The 20,169-nt window shown below is 40.8% G+C and carries 11 protein-coding genes; 7 read left to right on the top strand and 4 right to left on the bottom strand.

Annotated elements, in window-relative coordinates:
- Position 1: 1 nt before the first annotated feature.
- From IPI59_01260 to IPI59_01245, 4 genes are all read right to left on the bottom strand, one after another.
- Positions 2 to 1,207: a glycosyltransferase gene (locus IPI59_01260; GenBank protein ID MBK7526198.1), complete on the bottom strand. Its 1,206-nt coding sequence runs from the start codon at positions 1,205 to 1,207 to the stop codon at positions 2 to 4.
- Between the two features lie 41 nt (positions 1,208 to 1,248).
- Positions 1,249 to 3,141, bottom strand: a complete 1,893-nt coding sequence (locus IPI59_01255; protein ID MBK7526197.1) for a tetratricopeptide repeat protein — start codon at positions 3,139 to 3,141, stop codon at positions 1,249 to 1,251.
- Between the two features lie 409 nt (positions 3,142 to 3,550).
- The gene (locus IPI59_01250) at positions 3,551 to 7,867 is read right to left on the bottom strand and encodes a hypothetical protein (GenBank protein MBK7526196.1); all 4,317 of its coding nucleotides are present in this window, start codon (positions 7,865 to 7,867) and stop codon (positions 3,551 to 3,553) included.
- 81 nt (positions 7,868 to 7,948) lie between these two features.
- A complete protein-coding gene (locus IPI59_01245) occupies positions 7,949 to 11,344 on the bottom strand; it encodes a hypothetical protein (GenBank protein ID MBK7526195.1) in 3,396 nt (1,131 codons plus the stop codon).
- A gap of 594 nt (positions 11,345 to 11,938) precedes the next feature.
- Here IPI59_01245 and IPI59_01240 point away from each other — a divergent pair.
- From IPI59_01240 to IPI59_01210, 7 genes are all read left to right on the top strand, one after another.
- Complete coding sequence (locus IPI59_01240) at positions 11,939 to 13,741, top strand: AbfB domain-containing protein (protein ID MBK7526194.1); 1,803 nt, start codon at positions 11,939 to 11,941, stop codon at positions 13,739 to 13,741.
- Positions 13,742 to 14,040: 299 nt separating this feature from the next.
- Positions 14,041 to 14,661: a recombination protein RecR gene (gene recR / locus IPI59_01235; protein ID MBK7526193.1), complete on the top strand. Its 621-nt coding sequence runs from the start codon at positions 14,041 to 14,043 to the stop codon at positions 14,659 to 14,661.
- Positions 14,662 to 14,693: 32 nt separating this feature from the next.
- Positions 14,694 to 15,398 carry an RluA family pseudouridine synthase gene (locus tag IPI59_01230; GenBank protein ID MBK7526192.1) on the top strand — a complete coding sequence of 235 codons (705 nt, stop codon included), beginning with the start codon at positions 14,694 to 14,696 and terminating at the stop codon, positions 15,396 to 15,398.
- A 25-nt stretch (positions 15,399 to 15,423) separates the two neighbouring features.
- The gene (locus IPI59_01225) at positions 15,424 to 15,993 is read left to right on the top strand and encodes a Crp/Fnr family transcriptional regulator (GenBank protein ID MBK7526191.1); all 570 of its coding nucleotides are present in this window, start codon (positions 15,424 to 15,426) and stop codon (positions 15,991 to 15,993) included.
- Positions 15,994 to 16,060: 67 nt separating this feature from the next.
- Positions 16,061 to 16,939 carry an alpha/beta fold hydrolase gene (locus IPI59_01220; GenBank protein MBK7526190.1) on the top strand — a complete coding sequence of 293 codons (879 nt, stop codon included), beginning with the start codon at positions 16,061 to 16,063 and terminating at the stop codon, positions 16,937 to 16,939.
- Positions 16,940 to 17,147: 208 nt separating this feature from the next.
- Complete coding sequence (gene htpG, locus IPI59_01215; GenBank protein ID MBK7526189.1) at positions 17,148 to 19,019, top strand: molecular chaperone HtpG; 1,872 nt, start codon at positions 17,148 to 17,150, stop codon at positions 19,017 to 19,019.
- A gap of 627 nt (positions 19,020 to 19,646) precedes the next feature.
- Positions 19,647 to 20,153 carry a cytochrome c gene (locus tag IPI59_01210; GenBank protein MBK7526188.1) on the top strand — a complete coding sequence of 169 codons (507 nt, stop codon included), beginning with the start codon at positions 19,647 to 19,649 and terminating at the stop codon, positions 20,151 to 20,153.
- The last annotated feature ends 16 nt before the right edge of the window (positions 20,154 to 20,169 follow it).

Genomic DNA, 20,169 nt, shown 5'->3' with positions numbered 1-20,169 from the left:
GTTAGCGTATTTTTCGGCCTTTCCATACAAATGGCAAACTTTTAAAGTTTGCTGCCACACCCACTACCACAATATAAAAAATATGCATTATTTGTGCGGGTAAGAATTGCCACAATAATTTTTTTCGGTTAAAATAGGCAGCTCCGGTGTATAAAAATACAGTATCGGCTAATAGTTTTAGGGCAAATTGCAGGGCTAAAACAGGCATCCAAACATGGCGGTTGACAGTTAAAAGCGCAAACATGCCGGCCACTATGCTAAAATTAAAAAGCCAAACCAAGGTTAAAATTACCTGTATACGCAAATTTCGGTAGGCTGTTGTTTTTGAAGCCCAACGAACACGTTGCCAAAAAAACTGTTTTAAATTTGGTGTTGGATTGGTTTGCACCGTTGCTTGTTTAGCTTTTAAAAATAATAGTTTGGCCTTTGGCTGTTGCTGCCTTATTTTTTCCATCAACAACATATCGTCGCCCGATGCCAAATGGTGCTGCCCCTCAAAACCACCAACAGCGTTAAATAAATGACGTGGGTAAGCCAAATTTGCGCCATTACACATATTGCCAATATTAAATTTTAACGAGGCGGCGGTTGTTAGCATTAAACCTATAAAATCGAGCGTCTGAAATGCCATAAACAACCCCTTTTGAGGCTTAAACACTACAGGTGCGGCTATCATTTGCGGTTGATACTGCTGATAAAAACCTGCAATATATTGCAACCACGTAGGCGGGTGCTGACAGTCGGCATCGGTGGTAACTATTAAATGATATTTGGCTGCGGCAATGCCAAGTGTTAGGGCATTTTTTTTTCCTCCGGATGATTGATTGCCACTGGGTTTTGCCAAATCAGCAGGTATTTTTATAATTTGCACTCTGCCGTCCTGATTATCCGGATGCTGTAGCTGCTTGTTAGCCGTTAAAAATGCCGTTGCCAAATTAACCGTTTCATCCTCTGACTGGTCATCTATAAGTACAATTTCAAATAAATGCTTGGGGTAATTTTGTGCCAATAATCCCTGTAAACAAGCTACAATATTTGCCGCTTCGTTGCGGGCGGGTACAATAATACTAATTGTTGTTTGGGGTTCAAAGTTTTGTAATAGCTTAAACTCGGGCGTTTTTACCCATCCGTAAACATACCACAACAAAATACCGGCATAAAAAAATGCTAAAACGAGGGCTATTGTAGTAAAGATAGTAAAAAACAAAACTGTTGTTTATTTTTATTGTTTGTTTACAAATTAACCTCTTATTGGCAAGTCTCTTTATATTTGCTGGCTGCCGGGCCATAACCTAAAATAGTTGCCTGCTGAAAATCTTCGCAAGCGCGGCTCTTTTGGCCAAGTTTCACCAGCGCCATACCTCGCCAAAAATACGTTTCGGAGGTTAGGGGGTCTAAATCAATTGAGCGGTTTAAATTGCGCAAGGCATCTTCAAAACGGCCTTCGTTAAAATAGTATTCGCCGCGTGCGCCGTACCCTTCGGCATAATCGGGGTCAATTTCTATGGCGCTTTTAAAATCGGCTTCGGCATCGGCGTTGCGGCCCATGTGTGCCCACACAATAGCCCTGTTTACATAGGCTTGTTTTAATTGCGCATTGCGTTCTATGGCTTTATTGGTGTCGTCTAAGGCGCCGCTCCAGTCGAAGTATAGTTTGCGTTTTATGATGCTGCGGTTGCTGTAAGCTTTAGGGTATTGTGGGTCAATTTTTATGGCGGCATTATAATCGACTTCGGCTTCTTCTAATAATCCGGAAAAATATTTTGAGTTGCCCCGGTAATTGTAAGCCTCAACAAATTTACTGTCGAGTGCCAAACAATTATCAAAATCGGTTATGGCCGAGCTATATTGTTGTAATAAATACTTCGAGTAGCCTCTGTTATACCATGCAGTTACAAATTTAGGATTTAGTTGAAGGGCCTGGTCGTAGTCGGCAATGGCTGCTTTGTATTCTTTTCGTTTAAATTTTATATCGCCGCGTTTGTCGTAAGCATTGGCATTTTTGGGGTCAATTTCAATACAGCGGTTAAAATCGTTTAGTGCGGCGTTGTAATCCTCCCAAAGCAAAAAACAATAGCCGCGGTAATACCATGCGTTAGCGTTTTGTTGGTTTAGTTCAAGCGCTTTAGTATAGTCGGCGGCGGCGGGTTCAAAATTATTTTGCTTAAAACGGCAGTTGCCGCGATTATTCCATGCTTCGTCTAATTTGGGGTCTCTTATAATTAGGGTAGTATAATCGTTTTCGGCCTTGGCATATTGGCCAATTTCGTAGTAAGCATTAGCGCGGGCAGCAATGGCCTTGTTAAAATCGGCTTGTAGGTTTATAGCTTGCGAGTAGTCGGCAATGGCGCGGTCGGTTTTTTGGCTGCGTTGGTAGCACAGCCCCCGGTAGTAATAAATTTGAGCGGCATCTTTTGGTTGTTCGGCTAAGGCGCGGTCGTAGTCGGTTATGGCGTTGGTATAGTTTTTAAGGGCAAGTTGTGCCGATCCTCGATAAAAATACAGGCGTTGCAAAGGTGTAGCGGTGGTGGCTGCCAAACGCTCGGCAGTATTAAAATTATCGAGGGCGGCAGCGTAGTTTTTAAGCTGATAATTAGCAATACCTAAGCCTAAATGTGCGTTGGCAAAATTGGGATTTATAGCTATAGCTGCCTGGTAATTAGCTAAAGCATCCGGATAATTTTTTTGCCGCAGCAGCAGGTCGGCCTTATTACATAAAGCTTTGTCGTAGCGGGGGTCTAATTGTAAAGCCTGCTCGTAGTAAGCATTAGCCTGCTCAATTTGCCCGGTTTGGTAATAGGCCAAACCAATATTGTTTAGGGCTTCTTTGTATTTGGGGTCAAGAGTAAGTGCTTTGCCGTAATCGCCAATGGCCGAGGTAAGGTTGCTCAGGTCAAAATATGCGTTGCCCCTGTTGTAATAGGCTTGGGCGTAATTGGGGTCGGCCTCAATGGCTTTGGTAAAATCGTCTAAGGCACCGGTATAATCTTTTTGGGCTACTTTTTGCAGGCCACTGTTGTTAAATTGCGTAGCAATATTTTGGGCAAACAGGCTATTATTGCCGCCAACAACACTGCCCACCATTGTTGTTATTGTTATTATTAGTGCGATTGCCAGCAGCGTCCTTGCAAAGTTAAACATTAATTTTAAATAAAGTTAGGTCGTAAAAGCAGGCAAAATTACTTAATAATGCTTACCTGTGCAAAACAAAAAATAGGGAACAAGGTTTGCTTTGCACTTTATTTTTTAAGCGCGATGTTTTATTTTATCTTGATTATCTTTAGCTCATAAGGCAGCTTCATAAGTCAATATCAGCAAAGAGTTTGGCTGTTTGATCAGCAATGGTTACCCTCGGAAACTACAAGATAAACCAAGGTGGGCATATTTTTTGCCGGATATTAGAACAGCAACTTACAGGGCGGCGGTTTTAAATTTATAGACACAATATTCTATTTGTTCCGGAGAATATTTTTCCGGAACAAATAGAAAAAAGCCAATAAGCGTCTTAAATCAATTAATGATTGCTCAATTAAAGTGGGGTTTTTAAGTTTTACATCAAAGGTATGGTTTCTAAATAAACAGTTCGGCTTGGATATTCCAACTCGCCTTTACTGTTTAAAACTGGTTCGCCTTCGTGGTAAACTCGTTCTTCAAAAACCAGCCTGTAATTATTACTTAGATTGCCCGAAATATTTACACTACCTTTCCATATTTTTACACCTTCAAAACTTGCATCTGCTTTTATCGGTGTTTCTACAACAACTATACCATCAGAGGCAGGGGCATCTTCCCAAGCAAGTTCGCCGGTTAAATTGGGGTTATATTTTTGTAGTGAAACAAACAATTGATGCGGGAAGTTTAATTTTTTAGTTACTAGTTTTGATTTGTTAGGCACAGGCCCATCGGGGGCAACCCCCGAAAGAGTAAAATGGGTAAGGTTTGTATTAAACGAGTCTTTAATTAATACCAACGAGCGATTAGGTATTACTTGTATAAACTCGGCTATAACTACTTGCGAAAGTTTAGCTTGGGGTAGGGCGTAAGGCTGATACCTTGCCAATGCCAGTCTAATAAAAGGCATATAGGCACTAAGCACATCAACAGTAATGTCGCAATACCAAAGTTGGCGGGTTTCGTCGTACTGTGGCTGGTAAGCCGATACGTTTACCGTTTGGTTTAGGTTTTTTGTTGCTAATTCCTCCAAATACAAATCATTTTCGGTTGTGTGCGAGTTTACAAAATGTGTTTGGCTTGGTAAGCTGTAAAAATTATTAACGGCAGTAAATACCGGGTCGCCCCCCCATTGTGTAATAAAAGGCTTATAAGTTTCTAAGTTTTCGGCGGTAGGCAAAATTCCCGAATTATGAACAATGCCCAGCAATTCATCAGCCCCCGATGAAAACCAAGGGCGGTCTAAATAGATGCGTAAACCGCCACCAAACCTAACACTACGTTTGGTATCGGTGTCGAACTGGCGTTGCCACCCAAAAGTAGGTATGATATATAAAATTTGAGGAAGCACCGGGCGTGATGTAGCCGGAACGTGAATGGTAACGGGTGCGCTTGTGCGGGTAAAAAAGTTTTTATCGTTGGGGTCGGCGTTTTCAAAATACTCTTTAAAACGCGAAGCAGCTTTAGCGGTGTAGGTAATTAAATGGTGTTTGGTATCGTTTAGTTGGTGCTGTGGTGTAGCCGAATAGTAAAACTTGAAAGGCATTTCATTTTTTTGGTAATGTTTCAAATAGTAATGTTCTTTAGCCCAAATTATTAAATCTTCGTTGGGCAATAAATACCCAACGCGTCGCGTGGGTATGGCTGCGTTATTTATATATTCTTCTTCTTCAATCTCTTGCAAAGGTATTTCATCGGCTATATCATTAAATACTTCCGTTGTAGGTGCTGCATTGCTTGGGTTATCAATGGGGTCTGTCCATGTAGCATAAATCTCAACTTTGGCACTGCTTTGCAAATGTAGTTTTAAGCCGCCCACTAACGATAAATCGGTTGCCCCCATTTCGCGCCAGGCATATAAAACGGGGTTTGCTTTTCCGGAAAGAATATGAGCATCATCTTTATTGATATTAATATAACGATGCCCGTCATTAATACAAAGGGGTAACTGCTCAAAACTTGGTGTGCCAATGGGTTGTTGCACAGCATGAACAAAAGTAATGAACTGCGGCGGGGTTAGCATCCAATGACCTCCTTCAACACAGCGTTGAAGTATATGCTCAATTTTATCCATCGAAATTTTGTTGTTCAAGGTAGTATTTTCGGGGCTATTTATGGTTAAATCGTTAATATACGATTTAAGCCAGTGCCATATACCCATTTTTTCAAGGTCGGTGGGCAGGGCATAACTACTTACAAGGCTGCGGGTTAGTTGCCCCTTGGGTAAATAAACCGTAAGTAGGCGGTTGTTTTCATCCCATGAGGGTGCTTGGTTGCCTTCGTTTAAAGCAATACGGAACGGAAGGGTGTTGTTTTTCCAGTCGGCGGTGTTTTTATATGAAATTAGTGTGGCCGAGCCTTTGCGTGGGTTGGCTCCGGATAAAATTTGATAGGGAATAGGGTTTTCGCTTGTTGGTGGTGCTTCATCTGATTTGCCAATAGTAGATTCGGGTGCGCCTGGCAGGTTCCGGAAAGCGGCTCCGCGTGCCATTATGTCGGGCAAATAGGGCAATTCGTTTATGATAGGGTTGGCTTCAAAAGGAATTTGTTTTCTCTCTCCGTTTATTTTCACTCTTTTAGTTTTTAGTTCGGCACCATCGCGGGTGGCCAACAGTTGATATAGTTGAGCATCAGCGCGCAGTTTGCCGGTAACAAGGTCGTCAAACATACCCAAACGTTCGCCTACCTCAACGCTTGTTCGGGGGGGTAAAATTAGCCTGTCGTTAGCGGTTAAATCGGGGGCAACTGTTGTGTCTTTTTCGGGGCTGTCGTTAAAGCTGCGTATTACAATGCGTAGCAACTTCGAGCCTGCCCCCGTAATAGCTTCGGCCTTGCGCACAACCACAATAGGGGCATCAATTGGCTCGAAACGCAAATAAGGCAACGCATTTTTTAAAGTTGGGGTAGCAAAAATATTGGCAAACTGTGTGGTTAACGGGTGGTCAAAGGGCAGGCTATTGCCGGCAATATCTACCAAGCGGGCGCGTAGTTTGTATCTTCGTCCAAAACGCAAAGCGGGCAAACTACCTGGCACCACCGAAAACTGGGGCTGCATTTTAAAAGTAGTGGCCATTTCGTTTTTCTCTTCCGGGTCTAAGACTTTTTTAGGGTCGGCACTGCTGTTTAAAGCTAAACTCGGAAATGGCACGCTTAAACTCCATCCGGCCCAGCGCATTATTGCTTCGTGAAGATAAAATGCCTGCTTGTCGGCTTCAACCACCGAGCTTGTAGCCGATAGTTGCACGTAGCCTTCTTGATCAATAGCTTTGTATTGTAATTGTTGATTGGGGGTTTCGCCAAAAGTGTATATCTCGTTTCGTTGATGTAAGGATTGCCATTTTTTTGTAAAATCGTCCCAGATATCAAATCGGTATCCTTTAAAAAGGTCTTGGGCATAAAAAATATTGGTACTGCCTTGCGTAGTTAGGTCTTGCTGATGTTGGTTGGTTTGGGTAATTTTTGTAAGCAGTTGTAAAGCGCGTTCATCGGCAAACAACGAAATACCCCCCGAGCGCAAACTTGGCAACGTAGCCGTATTATCAAAAAGGGTTTGGTGCAAACCGTGTTCAATATCTCCGGAGCGGAACGACTCGGCTTGCTGTATAAGTTTGTGCAAGCCACCATCAACATCTATTTGGGCAATACCAAACTGCATGGGGTTTAAATGTAATAGTCCAACGCCTAAATTTTTACGGCTAATATCAACGGCGGTTAAAAAATAAGATTCTTTGTTTTGTTTAAAATACCAATAGGCGGTATGAAGTTCGGGCACTTCGGGTTCTACTTCCCAGCCCCACCCTGGCATAACTTTATACACACACATTGTTGCCAAAGTATTTGCAGTGGTTGGAATTAAATGTTCCGGGATTTCGATATCGAAAACCAAGCCCAAGGCGCGTTGCAAGGCGGGGTAATCTTGCAGGGAGGCAATTGCCTGATGAAAATCGAAAGTTTTTTCAAAATCTTGGGCTTCTTTGGTTAGTGGTTTATAGCGTTCTTGTTCGGGTTGTGGCATTCCTTGAAATGCGGCAAAAGCGTTGAGTGTTTCTTTTTGTTTAGTTTCGGCAATAGCGGACGGTTTTAGTAGTCCGTCGGCGGTTAAATCTTCCTTTTGGAGTTGGGCTGATTTAGTATAAACATGTTCCTTACCAATATCCTTTATGCTTGTGCTATCAATATCCTTAGTACTGACGGCAAAGTACTCTCGCTTGTGTTTTATTTCCGGATCGGGGAGATAATTGCCTAACAGTTTATCTAATACTAAACGCAAACCACCTTCTTTTCTTTGCCCTTTATTGTCGTCATCAATGGGTAAAGCCAAGCTAACGGCTGCTTGTTGGTAGGTGTTTTTAATAATAGATAAAGCGTTACGAACCGGATACGAGTAAACATTTCGGTCGCTGTAATCTTGAAATTCGTACGGTGTTACGGGGGTATGGGCATTAAAAAGTTTTTCCCATAGTTCGGGTTGTAGTGGTTCGGTGTTTACCTGCGCTTCAAAATATTCGTTTTGGGCTTTAATTACAAAGCTTAGCCCGTTTTGTTTAATATGTTGTGCCCAATTTAACCAATCGGGGAATTTGCCTAAATATTTGCCGTCAAATAAACGGGGTGTAACAGTTATTGAAACAGGCAGGGTGCTTGAATTTGTAGTAATACCGCGTGGTATAATGGTAAAGAGTATGGTGTGGTGCATATAAAAAAAAAGTATATGAGTGGTGTAAAAAATATTGGTTTTAAAATAACAATTGCAAGTAAATAAGCTATGCTTGGTTTACTATGCGAAAGCCAAAGCGTAGTTTTCCCAGTAGTTGTGGGTGGGCATTACCTGTTTAAATACCGGGTCGCCCGATTGGCCGCCAAACCCCCTTTCGACTGTAAGGGTTTTGCTAAAGCTAAAGAATAAAATTTCAATAGATATGGTAAGGCTGGCTTTTCCGCTGCATTTGCCTTCCTCTGTATAGGTAAACGAAATATAAAACTCTATGGAGATTGAAACAATACCAAGCACCGACACCTCGCCGCCACATCTAAAATATCCGGTAAGTGATGATTTTTTATTTTTATAGGCGTAGTAAATTCCGGCCATAACATAAACACCGCCGCTGGCAACGCCGAGATTAATACTAATAGCTGCACCAAACTCTATGCTGGCTTCTAATAGTTGCAGCCCGTTGGTATCTAACTGTACATGAAAAAAGCCGCCCCCGCCAAAAAATGCCACCAGCACTGCAAAGGGTTTATGCCTTTCTGATACGGCAAAATCGAAAGTGGGTTTACCGGTGGTAAAAGGCAAACTTAAATAGGCTGCCAATGTAACATCTTTAAGGGCAAAAACACCAATAGCAACGGGTGGTACGGCAAACGAAAATCCGGCACGGATACCTGTTGGCGACAGGTCGAGGCTTGCACCTTTGCCAAACAAACCTTTCGGTATAATTTTCCGGAGGTCTTCAACAAACGCTAAGTCATCTATAAATTGTAGTGGAGTTTCGTCTGTTAATTGTACGTCAAAGTCGGGTTTTTGGCCATTTTTGGCAACAAATTTGAATTGTTTAAAATTAATTTCGATAGCGCCAATAAATACCAATTGAAAGTTTTGCAAACTACCTGTTACCTCGTTATTTGCCTGGTTGTTAGCAGTTGCGCGGTTTATAGTTGTTTGTATTAACAAAGTTGTAACATCGGGGGTAACGTTAAATTTTAGTAAGACAAAATTTTGGTTGCCTTGGAGTTTGGGTTGCCAAACGAGTTTAATCTCGCCACCTGCATTGCGGGTTATTATTGGTGCTTGGGTACTTATGCCTGCAAGCACAATATCTTTAAGGTCAATGGTACCAAACAATTTTGTATCAAGTCCATTAAAAAAATCGGCTGGAGAAAAATTATTTGCTGCTGCGTCTTGTATTTTTCCGCCGGCGGTACCTTGGGTTTGCGAAAGGCAGCTAACATCAAAATTTGGGGTAGCAACCCCTCCGGCTTGTTTGGCGGCAAAGGTTGCAGGTTCTATTTGTGGGAGTAATTTTGGCAGGTTTGCGGCGCTACCATCTGTTTTTGTATCGCCCTCGTATTTTACAAGGCCGGCAAAAACTTTTCCGGCGTTTGTTAGCCCATTTAATAGGTAGTCATCGTTAAATTTTATGGTAACTTGTTTTCGCTGACCTATAACCGATTCTAACGAGGCAAGGTTTACCTTGGCGGTATGTAATATGGGCGCAAAGCCTTTATAGTTAGGTTTGTTGTTAATAAATTCACAAGCGTGAAACTGTAATTCGAGGGTCTCTAAATTGGTATTTTGTTGCTGGCTATTGGTTTCGGCGGGTACAAAATTAATTTTTTGCCCGTTTATTATGCAAACTTTTCTGCTTTGTTTTTCTTTGCCATAGGTTGCGACAACTTTTGACTTAGTCGCTTCTACTTTGTCGGCGGCAACAAAAATAAGCGTGGCTGCAAAATCTATATATTGGTTGTTGTAGTCTTGGGCAATAGCGTTAAATTTTATGTCTTCGTTTTTGGTATTTTGTATCCAAATAGCAAAATCACCTTTACAAAAATCGCCAATTTTTACACTTGCGTCATTAGAAATATCGGGCGTTACTAAGGTGGTTAGTTTTATGTTTTTAAACGGAAAATGCCTTACAAAATCGGTATTAAGTCCTGTATTAATATGTCCATCTAATTTAGTGTAGTCTTTAACGGGCTCGCGCACTACAATAAACATTCTTTGTTCTAAATAGGCATATAGTTTTTTGTTGGTATTATTATTGCTAATGGGCCCAATTTTGCGTTCGGTTACTTTTATTAGGGCTGCTCTGTGCCCAAAAGGGTATAAAAACCCTTCGTAAACAATACGCACGTAGTGGTCGCGGCCTAAACTTGCCCTGTGTACCCATTCTGAGAGCGAGGTGGTGGAGTCTTTAGCTCGTTCGCCTGCTTTTATTATTATAGGTATTGAGTTATCATCAATATGATGTTCTTGGATTTTTATGAAATTAGTAATACTTTTTTGTAAGAGAGGAGCTATCTTTTTGTTCGATTTTAATTCTTCGATAAAAAACGGTTTTTCTTTTTTTGGCCGTTGTAAGTAATAAGGCAATTCCCAGTTACCACGCGAGCGCATATATGCCCCTAATGGCGATAAGATAAATTGCTCGGCATAAAAAGGTTCTGGTTTATAAGGGAAAATGCTATTTTCTGTTACATAATTGCTAAATGCGGTGGTGTTTAATACAATTGAAAACCGGTCGTAGGCGTTCATCGACATCCGGAAAGGATGCTCCACCCCCATTCCTGACTTTGGTTTGGGTGGGGTGTCGTTCAATATATCACTAAAATCTCTTTCTTTAAATTCAAAATCGGGCGACCAAACTGCTCTAAACGGGGCTTTGTTTTTGGCTGACAACTCTTTTAAATTGGTAAGCTCTTGTTCGTTTATTGGTTTTAGCAGGCGCGTATGCCAAAGCTCGGTAATGCCGTCATGGGTAATGGGCTGTTTAGCGTGTGCCCATTGGACCAAATTATTAGGCGAAATTATAAGCCTGTACGGAAATTCAATAGCGGTTTCGGTTGGCTGGGGTGCGCGGGTGCTGCCTGCCTGGTCAATTGCCTGCTGGCTGGGGCTTAGGGCAAGGGCAGCAACGGGGGTAACAACTAAGGTAAAATCTTGCCAGTTAAGTAGCCCTTCAATGGTATAGGGTATGGTATAACTGGGGTCGTCTGGCAGTTTAAAAACCAGCCTGCTTGGTCCGCTTAGTATTGATTGGGCAATAGGCTCTTTGTTTTTATAGGCAAGTTCTAATTTTAGCAAGCCTCCCTCAGTAATAGAATGTTTAACAATACCTATTAATTTATCACCAAAATTTATATTATTAATATTCACATCCGGTGTGTTGGAAGGAGGTGGAGAGTCGGGGCATGGTTTATTGTTTTTACTATTAACTTTTTCATGTTCAAAAGGTTCTGGAGTGTTATTATTGCCAAACTCGCCTTTCATAAAAGCCTCTTCGGCTAAAGCCTGTGGCGGAAAATGAACAATTATAAAGGCAGGTTGCTCTGGAATTGTACGCTGCAAACCCCAGCCCGAATCTGCATTGTTTTGCAGTTCAAGGTTTATGGGCTCAATTTCTAAGCAAAGTAGGTCATCGGGGCGTAGTAGTCGAATGCGGTTGGTCATTGGCGTAAGTGTATGATTTAATGGTGTGAACGAAAAAACCGTATCGTCAAGGCAAGAAACCGAAGAGGTGAGTGGGGCAAATATATTTGAAAATTTTGTTCCAAGTTCAAGTGTTTAAATGCCAAATCAGCAAAGATTAATCAACCAAAAAAACAAAATATACATATAAAAACAAACTTTTTTGAAGTTTTGGTTTTGGAAAAATATAAGTTCGCTATATTTACACGAATAAAACAGATTTTTGTTAGGATAATTTGTGTGAATTCAAGAAAAAAAATAAAACATGAGATAAGTTTTAAAATATCAGGTTTGTTTATTTTAAAAATCAATAGTTTTTTAACTTTATTTTAACATGCAATAGATTGATTATCAGTTTGTTATTTAAAATAAAGAGAGCATATTGCTAAAATACTGCTTAAAAAGTAGGTATAAATGTGGTTTTTATCCGGATACTGGTGATTGTAATTTTGTGTCATCAAAAAAAGAAGCTGTATTTCAAACAAATTTACTTGAAAAGGCAGTTTCTCAATAAATCAAAAAACAACTTAGTTACTTTTAAACAATACCATTAACAAATTAATTAACTTACTATTTATGAGTATTTTTTTTAAACTCGACAAACTTACTTGCCTCGCTTTATGTGCTGTTTTGCTCATTTGCTTAAATGTTCAAGCACAAACCACTATTATAAACCGTTGGACGGGCGATAAAATAGGGCTACAAAACGGAACCCCCTATTGCGCTACTACTGCTACCGATAACTGGGTAATAGAACCGGCAGAACCTGGTTTTGTGCGGCTGAAAAACGAAGCTACCGGCACCTATTTACACACCGAAAACAACCAAGAGTTAGGCGCGGGAGCTATTGACCAAGGTTGGTGGAGTGCTCAGTGGGCGCTTGCTCCCATTGACGGATACACCCAAATTATAAACCGCTGGACAAACCAATATTTACACAACGAAAACGGCAAACTTGAAGCGGGTAGTTTAGGTGCTCCGGGTTGGTGGAGTGCTCAATGGACTTTAGCCGCACCTGTTGCTCAAAATAATGTAAAATACAATTACATTGTTCCGCCGGTTCAACAACTTGTTTCGTTGGCACATATTAGCAACCCCGATGCTTTTTTTGTTAAACATTTGCCTACGGGTGCGGTTAGAATTGGCAAAATTGAAGATAAAAACGAAAAAAACGATGCCACTTTTTTGTTAGTAAAAGGTGTTAGCGCTAATTGCTCCGATTGCATTTCGTTTGAGTCGGTTAACAAACCTGGGCATTATTTGCGGCACCAAAATGGAGACATAAGGCTAACAACCCTTGCAAATGATTTAGACCGGGCAGATGCCTCTTTCAGGCAAATTGCAGGCTTGGCAGGCACGGGCAATTCGTACGAAGCGTTTAACTATCCCAACCATTTTATAAAATCTGGCGCATTGCTAACCCTTGCCCCCCGAACCGAAGATGCCGCCTATAAAAAAGAAGTTTCGTTTATACAAAAAGGAAGCCAAATTGAAAATATGTCCACCGGAAAACGCTCTGCCGATGAAGTACACGCCTTTATGGACCCACTCGTTTTTAATCAAAAAAATACAATGGTGGGCAATCAAGAAACAAAATTATCGCTAACCGTAACACCCAATATGCACATAAGCAATAGTGGCTCGCAAGTAATAGTTTTTGATATGGACGGGTCTATTTTAAGAGAAAATTCGGGCAATTTAACGGTAAACAATAAAAAAGAAAGAGCTTGGTTTTACGAAAACGTTAAGGTAAATATTGTTAACTCAAACAATGTAAAATTGGTTAAAGTGCCAAACGTGCAAAACACCGAGACAGGAGAAATGACATCGAGCCTCGAAAATACTTTTAACGTAAACCTTAATGCCAGCTACGAAGGACTAACCGGTGGCCTTGGCCTTACCAAAACCGAAAACAAAACATTTACGCGTACCGTAAAAGGCTATACCTTAGACCCACCTACCATGAACGGCAATACGGCAACACATAATATTCGCATGACGGGTTGCTACGACGGCGAATCGGGCGGACTAAAACCTTATTCAAAATGGGAAGATGCCACCAATAAAGAAAAATGGCAAAACTTTTGGGATGGCTTCATTGGTGCTTTTACCCTCGATAACTATTACGGATTTGATGTGTATGGCTTAACCGACCCAGCCTTGGGCAAAGGATTGTATTTACCTGTTCAGGCAGCTTACCTTGCCCCCAATAACAGCACAGGCGTTGCATATTTCGACATAGAGGTAATTGTTGATATGCGAAAAATACTAAGCGAAGGGCATACTAAATACGATAGCACCCTTAAAACCGAAACAAAACAAATTAAATTTTGGAAAACCGTAGCAGTTAATTTAGACATGAAATCCTACTCGAAATAATTTCGATAAGCTACACAAATTCAAAAAATACGCCCGCGAAGTAGGTTGAATAAGAAATGTTCAATCTACTTTGGCGTGGGGTAATTAAAATCTTTTTTGTTTTTGCGTTTGTATTGTTTCATCCGGATAAATAAAAAATACAAACCTCAAATTGTATTGCTTTAACAAGCGGCATACTCGTTTAAAATTGTATCTTTGTGGGCTTTATTGTGTTTTTTATTCTGTTTAAAGCAAAAAACGAAGCCAACCACCATAACATAGTGCATAATATTAGGTCTTGTATTTGTTAATTGTTGCCCATGAACTACCCCTCCAAACTAATTGAGTCAATGGTAACCGAGCTGTCGAAACTGCCCGGCATAGGCAAAAAAACGGCCTTGCGGTTGTCTATACATTTACTAAAAGAAACCCCCGAAGCCTCAGAAAAATTAGGCAATGCCGTCTTAAATATGCGGCGCGATATTCAGTTTTGCCAACAATGCTATAATGTTTCAGATGCTGCGCTTTGCAATATTTGCAACGATCCCCGCCGCGACCAACAAACTATTTGCGTTGTCGAAACCATTCGCGAGGTAATGGCTATCGAGTCAACGGCGCAATACCACGGCGTTTACCATGTTTTGGGCGGGGTAATTTCGCCTATTGACGGTATTGGCCCCGATGCCCTGCATATTAACTCGCTGCTTGCCCGCGTAGCACAGTTGCCCACCTGCGAAATAATTATGGCGCTAAACCCTACTATGGAGGGCGATACAACAATATTTTACCTGTCGCGGCAACTTAAAAACCACCCACAGGTGCAAATTACCGCCATTGCGCGAGGAATTGCTTTTGGCGGCGAGTTAGAGTATGCCGATGAGCTAACCCTTGCGCGCTCTATTGCCAAACGCCAGCCTTACGAAACGTATTTAGTGCAATAATAATCTTCTACTTCTTTTATTTCGTTCTTTTTATGGCGACTGACGACTGGCTGCAAAACGCTATTTTGTACGAAGATAATCACCTGATTGTTGTTAATAAACCATCCGGATTATTGGCGCAAGGCGATGCAACCGGCGACGACCCATTAGGGCAATATATTAAAACCTATCTTAAAACCAAATATAAAAAGCCCGGAAACGTATTTTTGGGGGTCGCCCACCGCTTAGACCGCCCTGTTTCGGGGGTGGTGGTGTTTGCCCGCACCAGCAAAGCCTTAGCCCGGCTTAACGAAGGTTTTAAGCAAAAAAGTATCGAAAAAACCTATTGGGCGGTGGTGGGCAACTACCCACCTGCCGAACAAGGCACCTTAACCAATTATTTGCTTAAACACGAGCCTACTAATAAATCGAGGGTAGTGGCGGCCCAAACTCCGGGTGCAAAATTAGCGCAGTTGCATTACAAACTGTTGGCCGCCTCTGAGCGGTATTTTTTGCTCGAAGTAAAGCCACTTACCGGCCGACATCACCAAATAAGGGTACAATTAGCACAAATGGGCTGCCCAATTCGGGGCGATTTAAAATACGGCTACCCGCGCAGCAACGCCATCGGCAGTATTCATTTACACGCCCAGAGAATAAAATTAGTCCACCCCGTACAAGGCACACAACTACTTATTGAAGCGCCCCTGCCCGCAAACGATGCTGTTTGGGCAGCTTTTAGCAATATAGCGGTATAACTACAAATCTTTACCGGTGTAAATTATGGAACAATACGAGTATTTCAAACTTTTTCACGATATAGATAGGGCTGACTTTGACTTGCTTGCTAAAAAGCTTAAAGTAAAAACCTTTAAAAAAGGCGATTTAATAATTGTTCCGGAACAAATTCAACGCGAAGTTTACTTTGTAAAAACTGGGGTGCAAATGTCATACCTCGAAACTAATAAAGACAAAGTACAGGTTATTGCATTTACTTATTTTCCGAGCTTGTGTGCAATACCTGAGTCGTTTTTATTTCAAACACCGTCTAAATATTTTTTGACTTGCCTGACTAATAGCGAGTTAGAATACATCACGTTTAATGAACTTCAACAACTATTTGACCAGTCGCAGCAGTTAGAACGGCTTTTTAGAAGAGTAGCCGAGTTTTTACTGGCCGGAATGATTGACCGACATACTGCCTTACATTCGCTGACCATGGAAGAGCGATTTAAAGCATTTTGCCAACGAAGCCCGCATTTGCTTGGGCTTGTTCCGCATAAATATATTGCCTCCTATTTGGGTATTGACCCCACTAATTTTAGCAAGTTGTTTAATAATGTAAGGTTTTAATATTGGTATAGACCAAGATTTGTTTGAAAAGCAGTTGCGAACTTTGCAAAAAAAAAACAAAACCCTTATGACAAACCATTGGCTCGATAAAACCGAATACCCATTTGCACCAAACTATTTTGAGGTTAATGGCCAACAACTTCATTATATTGACGAGGGGCAAGGCCAAACAATATTATTTGTACACGGAACCCCCTCGTGGAGTTTTGACTTTCGCCATATTATTAAAGCCTTAAAATCAAGTTTTCGTTGCCTCGCCATAGACCATATTGGATTTGGCCTATCGAGCAAGCCCAAAGACTACGACTACTCAACACAAAACCACAGCAAAACACTCGAAAAATTTATTAGCCACAAAAATTTAAACCATATAACCTTAGTGGTACACGATTTTGGCGGCCCAATTGGCCTAAACTTTGCCCTTCGTTTTCCCGAAAAAGTTAAAAATATAGTTGTCCTTAATTCGTGGCTTTGGGACAGCACAGCCGATAAAGATTTTATTAAGTTCAGCAAAATATTAAAAAACCCATTTTTGCCTTTTTTGTATCGGCATTTTAATTTTTCGGCAAAATACGTTTTGCCAGCTTCGTTTGGCGACCACAAAATTTCAAAGCAGTTATTAACCCAATACACCAAACCATTTACCAACAAAACTCAGCGCAACGGCACCTTGGCGTTTGCCAAATCATTACTAACCGACCAAGTTTGGTTTGGCCAACTTTGGGACAAAAAAGAGGCAATAGCTGCCAAGCCAATTTTGTTTATTTGGGGCATGAAAGACCCCGTCATCAAACCACATTATTTAAACAAATTTATTTCCGGATTTAAGCAGGCAACGGTAAAACAACTCGACACTTGCGGGCATTTTCCACAAGAAGAACAACCCGAATTGGTAACAAAAATAATACTCGATTTTTTAACCGAAAATAAAACCGATAATGTTTGAACTTAAACTCGGTTAATCAATTATTCCTTCCGGATGAAAATAAAAAAAATATCCGGATTTTAATATTATGGCATTACGCCTTAGTTTTTTTAAAAAACTGTCAATTTGGCAGCACGTTGGGCATGGCACGCCCTTTGCGTATATAGGTTTTTTAACTACTTACAGCAACATTTATTTTTATTTATTTAGCATGATTGAAACAGAAAACATGGCCGACGCTAATACGGCTCAAAAGGGTAGTATTCGTGTTCATACCGATAATATTTTGCCCATTATTAAAAAATATTTATACGCCGACCAGGAAATATTTTTGCGCGAACTAGTATCGAACGCAGTAGATGCGACGCAAAAATTGCGCGTATTGGCCAACCGCGGCGAGGTAGCTATTGACGAATCCGAGCTATTTGTAGAAATTAAACTTGATACCGAAGCGCGCACAATTATTATTAGCGACCATGGAATTGGTATGACCGCCAGCGAAGTGCAACGCTATATTGCCGAAGTGGCTTTTTCGGGAGCAAATGAGTTTTTAGAAAAATACAAAGACTCAAACCCTATTATTGGGCATTTTGGCCTTGGTTTTTACTCGGCATTTATGGTAGCCGACAAGGTTGAAATCTTTACCAAATCATACCAACCCGATGCGCCCGCTGCCCACTGGACAAACTACGGCGGCACCGAGTACGAAATGGATATTTGCGACAAAATAACACGCGGCACCGATATTGTACTGCATATTGGCAAAGATGGCAAAGATTATTTAGATACCCATAAAATTAAACAACTGCTCGAAAAATATTGCCGCTTTTTGCCCGTGCCCATCCGGTTTGGTAGCCATACCGAAGGCGAAGGAGACGCAGCCTCAACAGTTCCAACGGTTATAAATATCCCAAATCCGGCATGGAAAAAAAAGCCCGCCGACCTTACCGACGACGACTATTTGAACTTTTACCGGACCTTGTATCCGTATGCCGAAGACCCTCTGTTTTGGATACACTTGAACGTTGACCACCCATTTAATTTAACCGGAATTTTATACTTCCCACAGCTTAAAAATACTTTTGAAGTAAAAAAAGACCGCATTCATTTGTATTGCAATCAGGTTTTTGTTACCGACCAAGTAGAGCAAATTGTTCCGGATTTTTTATTGATGCTGCACGGCGTTATTGACTCGCCCGATATACCTTTAAACGTATCGCGCAGTTATTTGCAAAGCGACCCCGAAGTGAAAAAAATTAACCAGCATATTACCCGCAAAGTGGCCGATAAACTTGCTGAACAATTTAAAAAAGACCGTACGCTTTACGAAGAACGTTGGAAAGATATTGGCGTTCTGGTAAAATATGGCGTACTAAGCAACGATAAATTTCGCGAAAAAGCTAAAGAAGACTCGTTTTGCCTGCTCGAAAATATTGATGGCCACTATTTTACCGTTAGCGAATACCGCGAAAAAATTGCCGCCAATCAAACCGATAAAAATGGCAATACCATTTGCCTGTACACCACCCCAGACGGGCACCACGATACCTTTATTGAAGCCGTTAAAGCCCACAACTACGACGTGTTGCAATTTGATACTATGATTGACCCTCATTTTATTCAACACCTTGAACAACAAGAAGAAAAATTGCAATTTAAACGGGTTGATGCCGATACGCCCGAACTGCTAATTGAAAAGCCCGATGCTAATGCCACCGATATTAGTGCCGAACAACAAGAAACCATTCAAAATTTGTTTAACCAAATTATTGATAATAAAATGGTTACAGTGCAAATAAAATCGTTGCCGCCTGATGCCGCGCCGGTGCTTATTACCCGCCCCGAATTTATGCGCCGCATGAAGGAAATGAGCAAAACAACAGGCAATGCCGGCATGTACGACTCGTTTGGCGATATGTACAGCGTTGTTGTAAACGGCAATCATCCGGCTGTTGTAAAACTAATGGCCACTCCCGATTTGCAAGCACAAAACCAAGCCAGCCAATATTTGTACGATTTAGCCCGCTTGCAACAAAATCTACTAAAAGGCAAAGAACTTACCGATTTTGTTGCGCGAAGCATAGAAAATTTAACGCGATAATTTAAAAAAAGCGGTTACCTTTTTTAAAGCCTGCGTCTATAAAAGTGCAGTAGTTTTTATAGGGTGAACATATAAGCATTAGTGCGAAACGCAAGTTTCGCACTTTTTTGCTTTTATACTAGCACGGCTAATACCAAAATGAAAAGAGTAGTAGTCCTAAGGGTTTTAGTTTCATTGCATTAATCACAGTAGATTAGCTGTCAAATTAAAAATGAAATAGAAACACAACATAAATTTACATGTTTTACGCTCCTTTTCTTATAAAATTTACCTATATTATTTTATTACGTTATTTTTTTGTACTTTTGCCCATTCTTATCGGTTGAATACAATAATTAACGACTGATAAAAATCTCATTCCCACATGACAAATATCATTGTTTCTTAGACCGGAAGTGCCGACCTTTGTATGTGAAATTACCATAGAATGAATGAATTGAAATGGCATTTTGTGGCAAGGCTTAGGAAAAAATAAAATACTGCTATATTAGAGAGAAAATTATTGAATCTCTCGGTCGAAATACTCATAAAAAAAAGCAAATTATTAATCACACTTAATTAGTAGAACTCTTATTTGATAAAAAATTTACACAATATTAATTAAACATTTTATTAAAAACAATCAATATGAAAAAAATAGCAATTATTTTCTTGCTTAGTTTGCCCATACTTCTTTTTGTGGCTTGCCAAGGGGGCGGTAATAATACTACAAACAAAAATACCGAAACACCTGCAACTAACGACAAAACCAGCACCACTAGCGAAGCTAAAACCCCTCCCGCGTATGACCCTGAAAGAGGCGAAGGCAAGTTTGACGCAACCAACGTACAAATTGCTGGTTTTGATGCTGCATTAGCCAGCAAGGGTAAAACTGCTGCCGAAACAAAGTGTTTTGCCTGCCACAGACTTACCGACGAAAAGTTAGTTGGGCCAGGCTGGAAAGGCGTTACCCAAAGAAGAGCCCCACATTGGATTATGAATTTTATAACCAATCCAGATGCCATGATTGATAAAGACCCCGCAGTACAAGCCCAATTAGAAATATGTTTGGTGCGTATGCCTAACCAAAATGTTGCCGATGATGAGGCACGGTCAATTGTTGAATTTATGCGCCAAAATGATGGTGCAAAATAAAAATTAAATCATAAAA

The sequence above is a fragment of the Sphingobacteriales bacterium genome, from assembly GCA_016706405.1.
In the GTDB taxonomy this organism is placed as follows: Bacteria; Bacteroidota; Bacteroidia; order Chitinophagales; family UBA2359; genus BJ6.
Note: the sequence above shows the minus strand (reverse complement) of the source record. Positions and strands in the feature narration are given on the sequence as shown.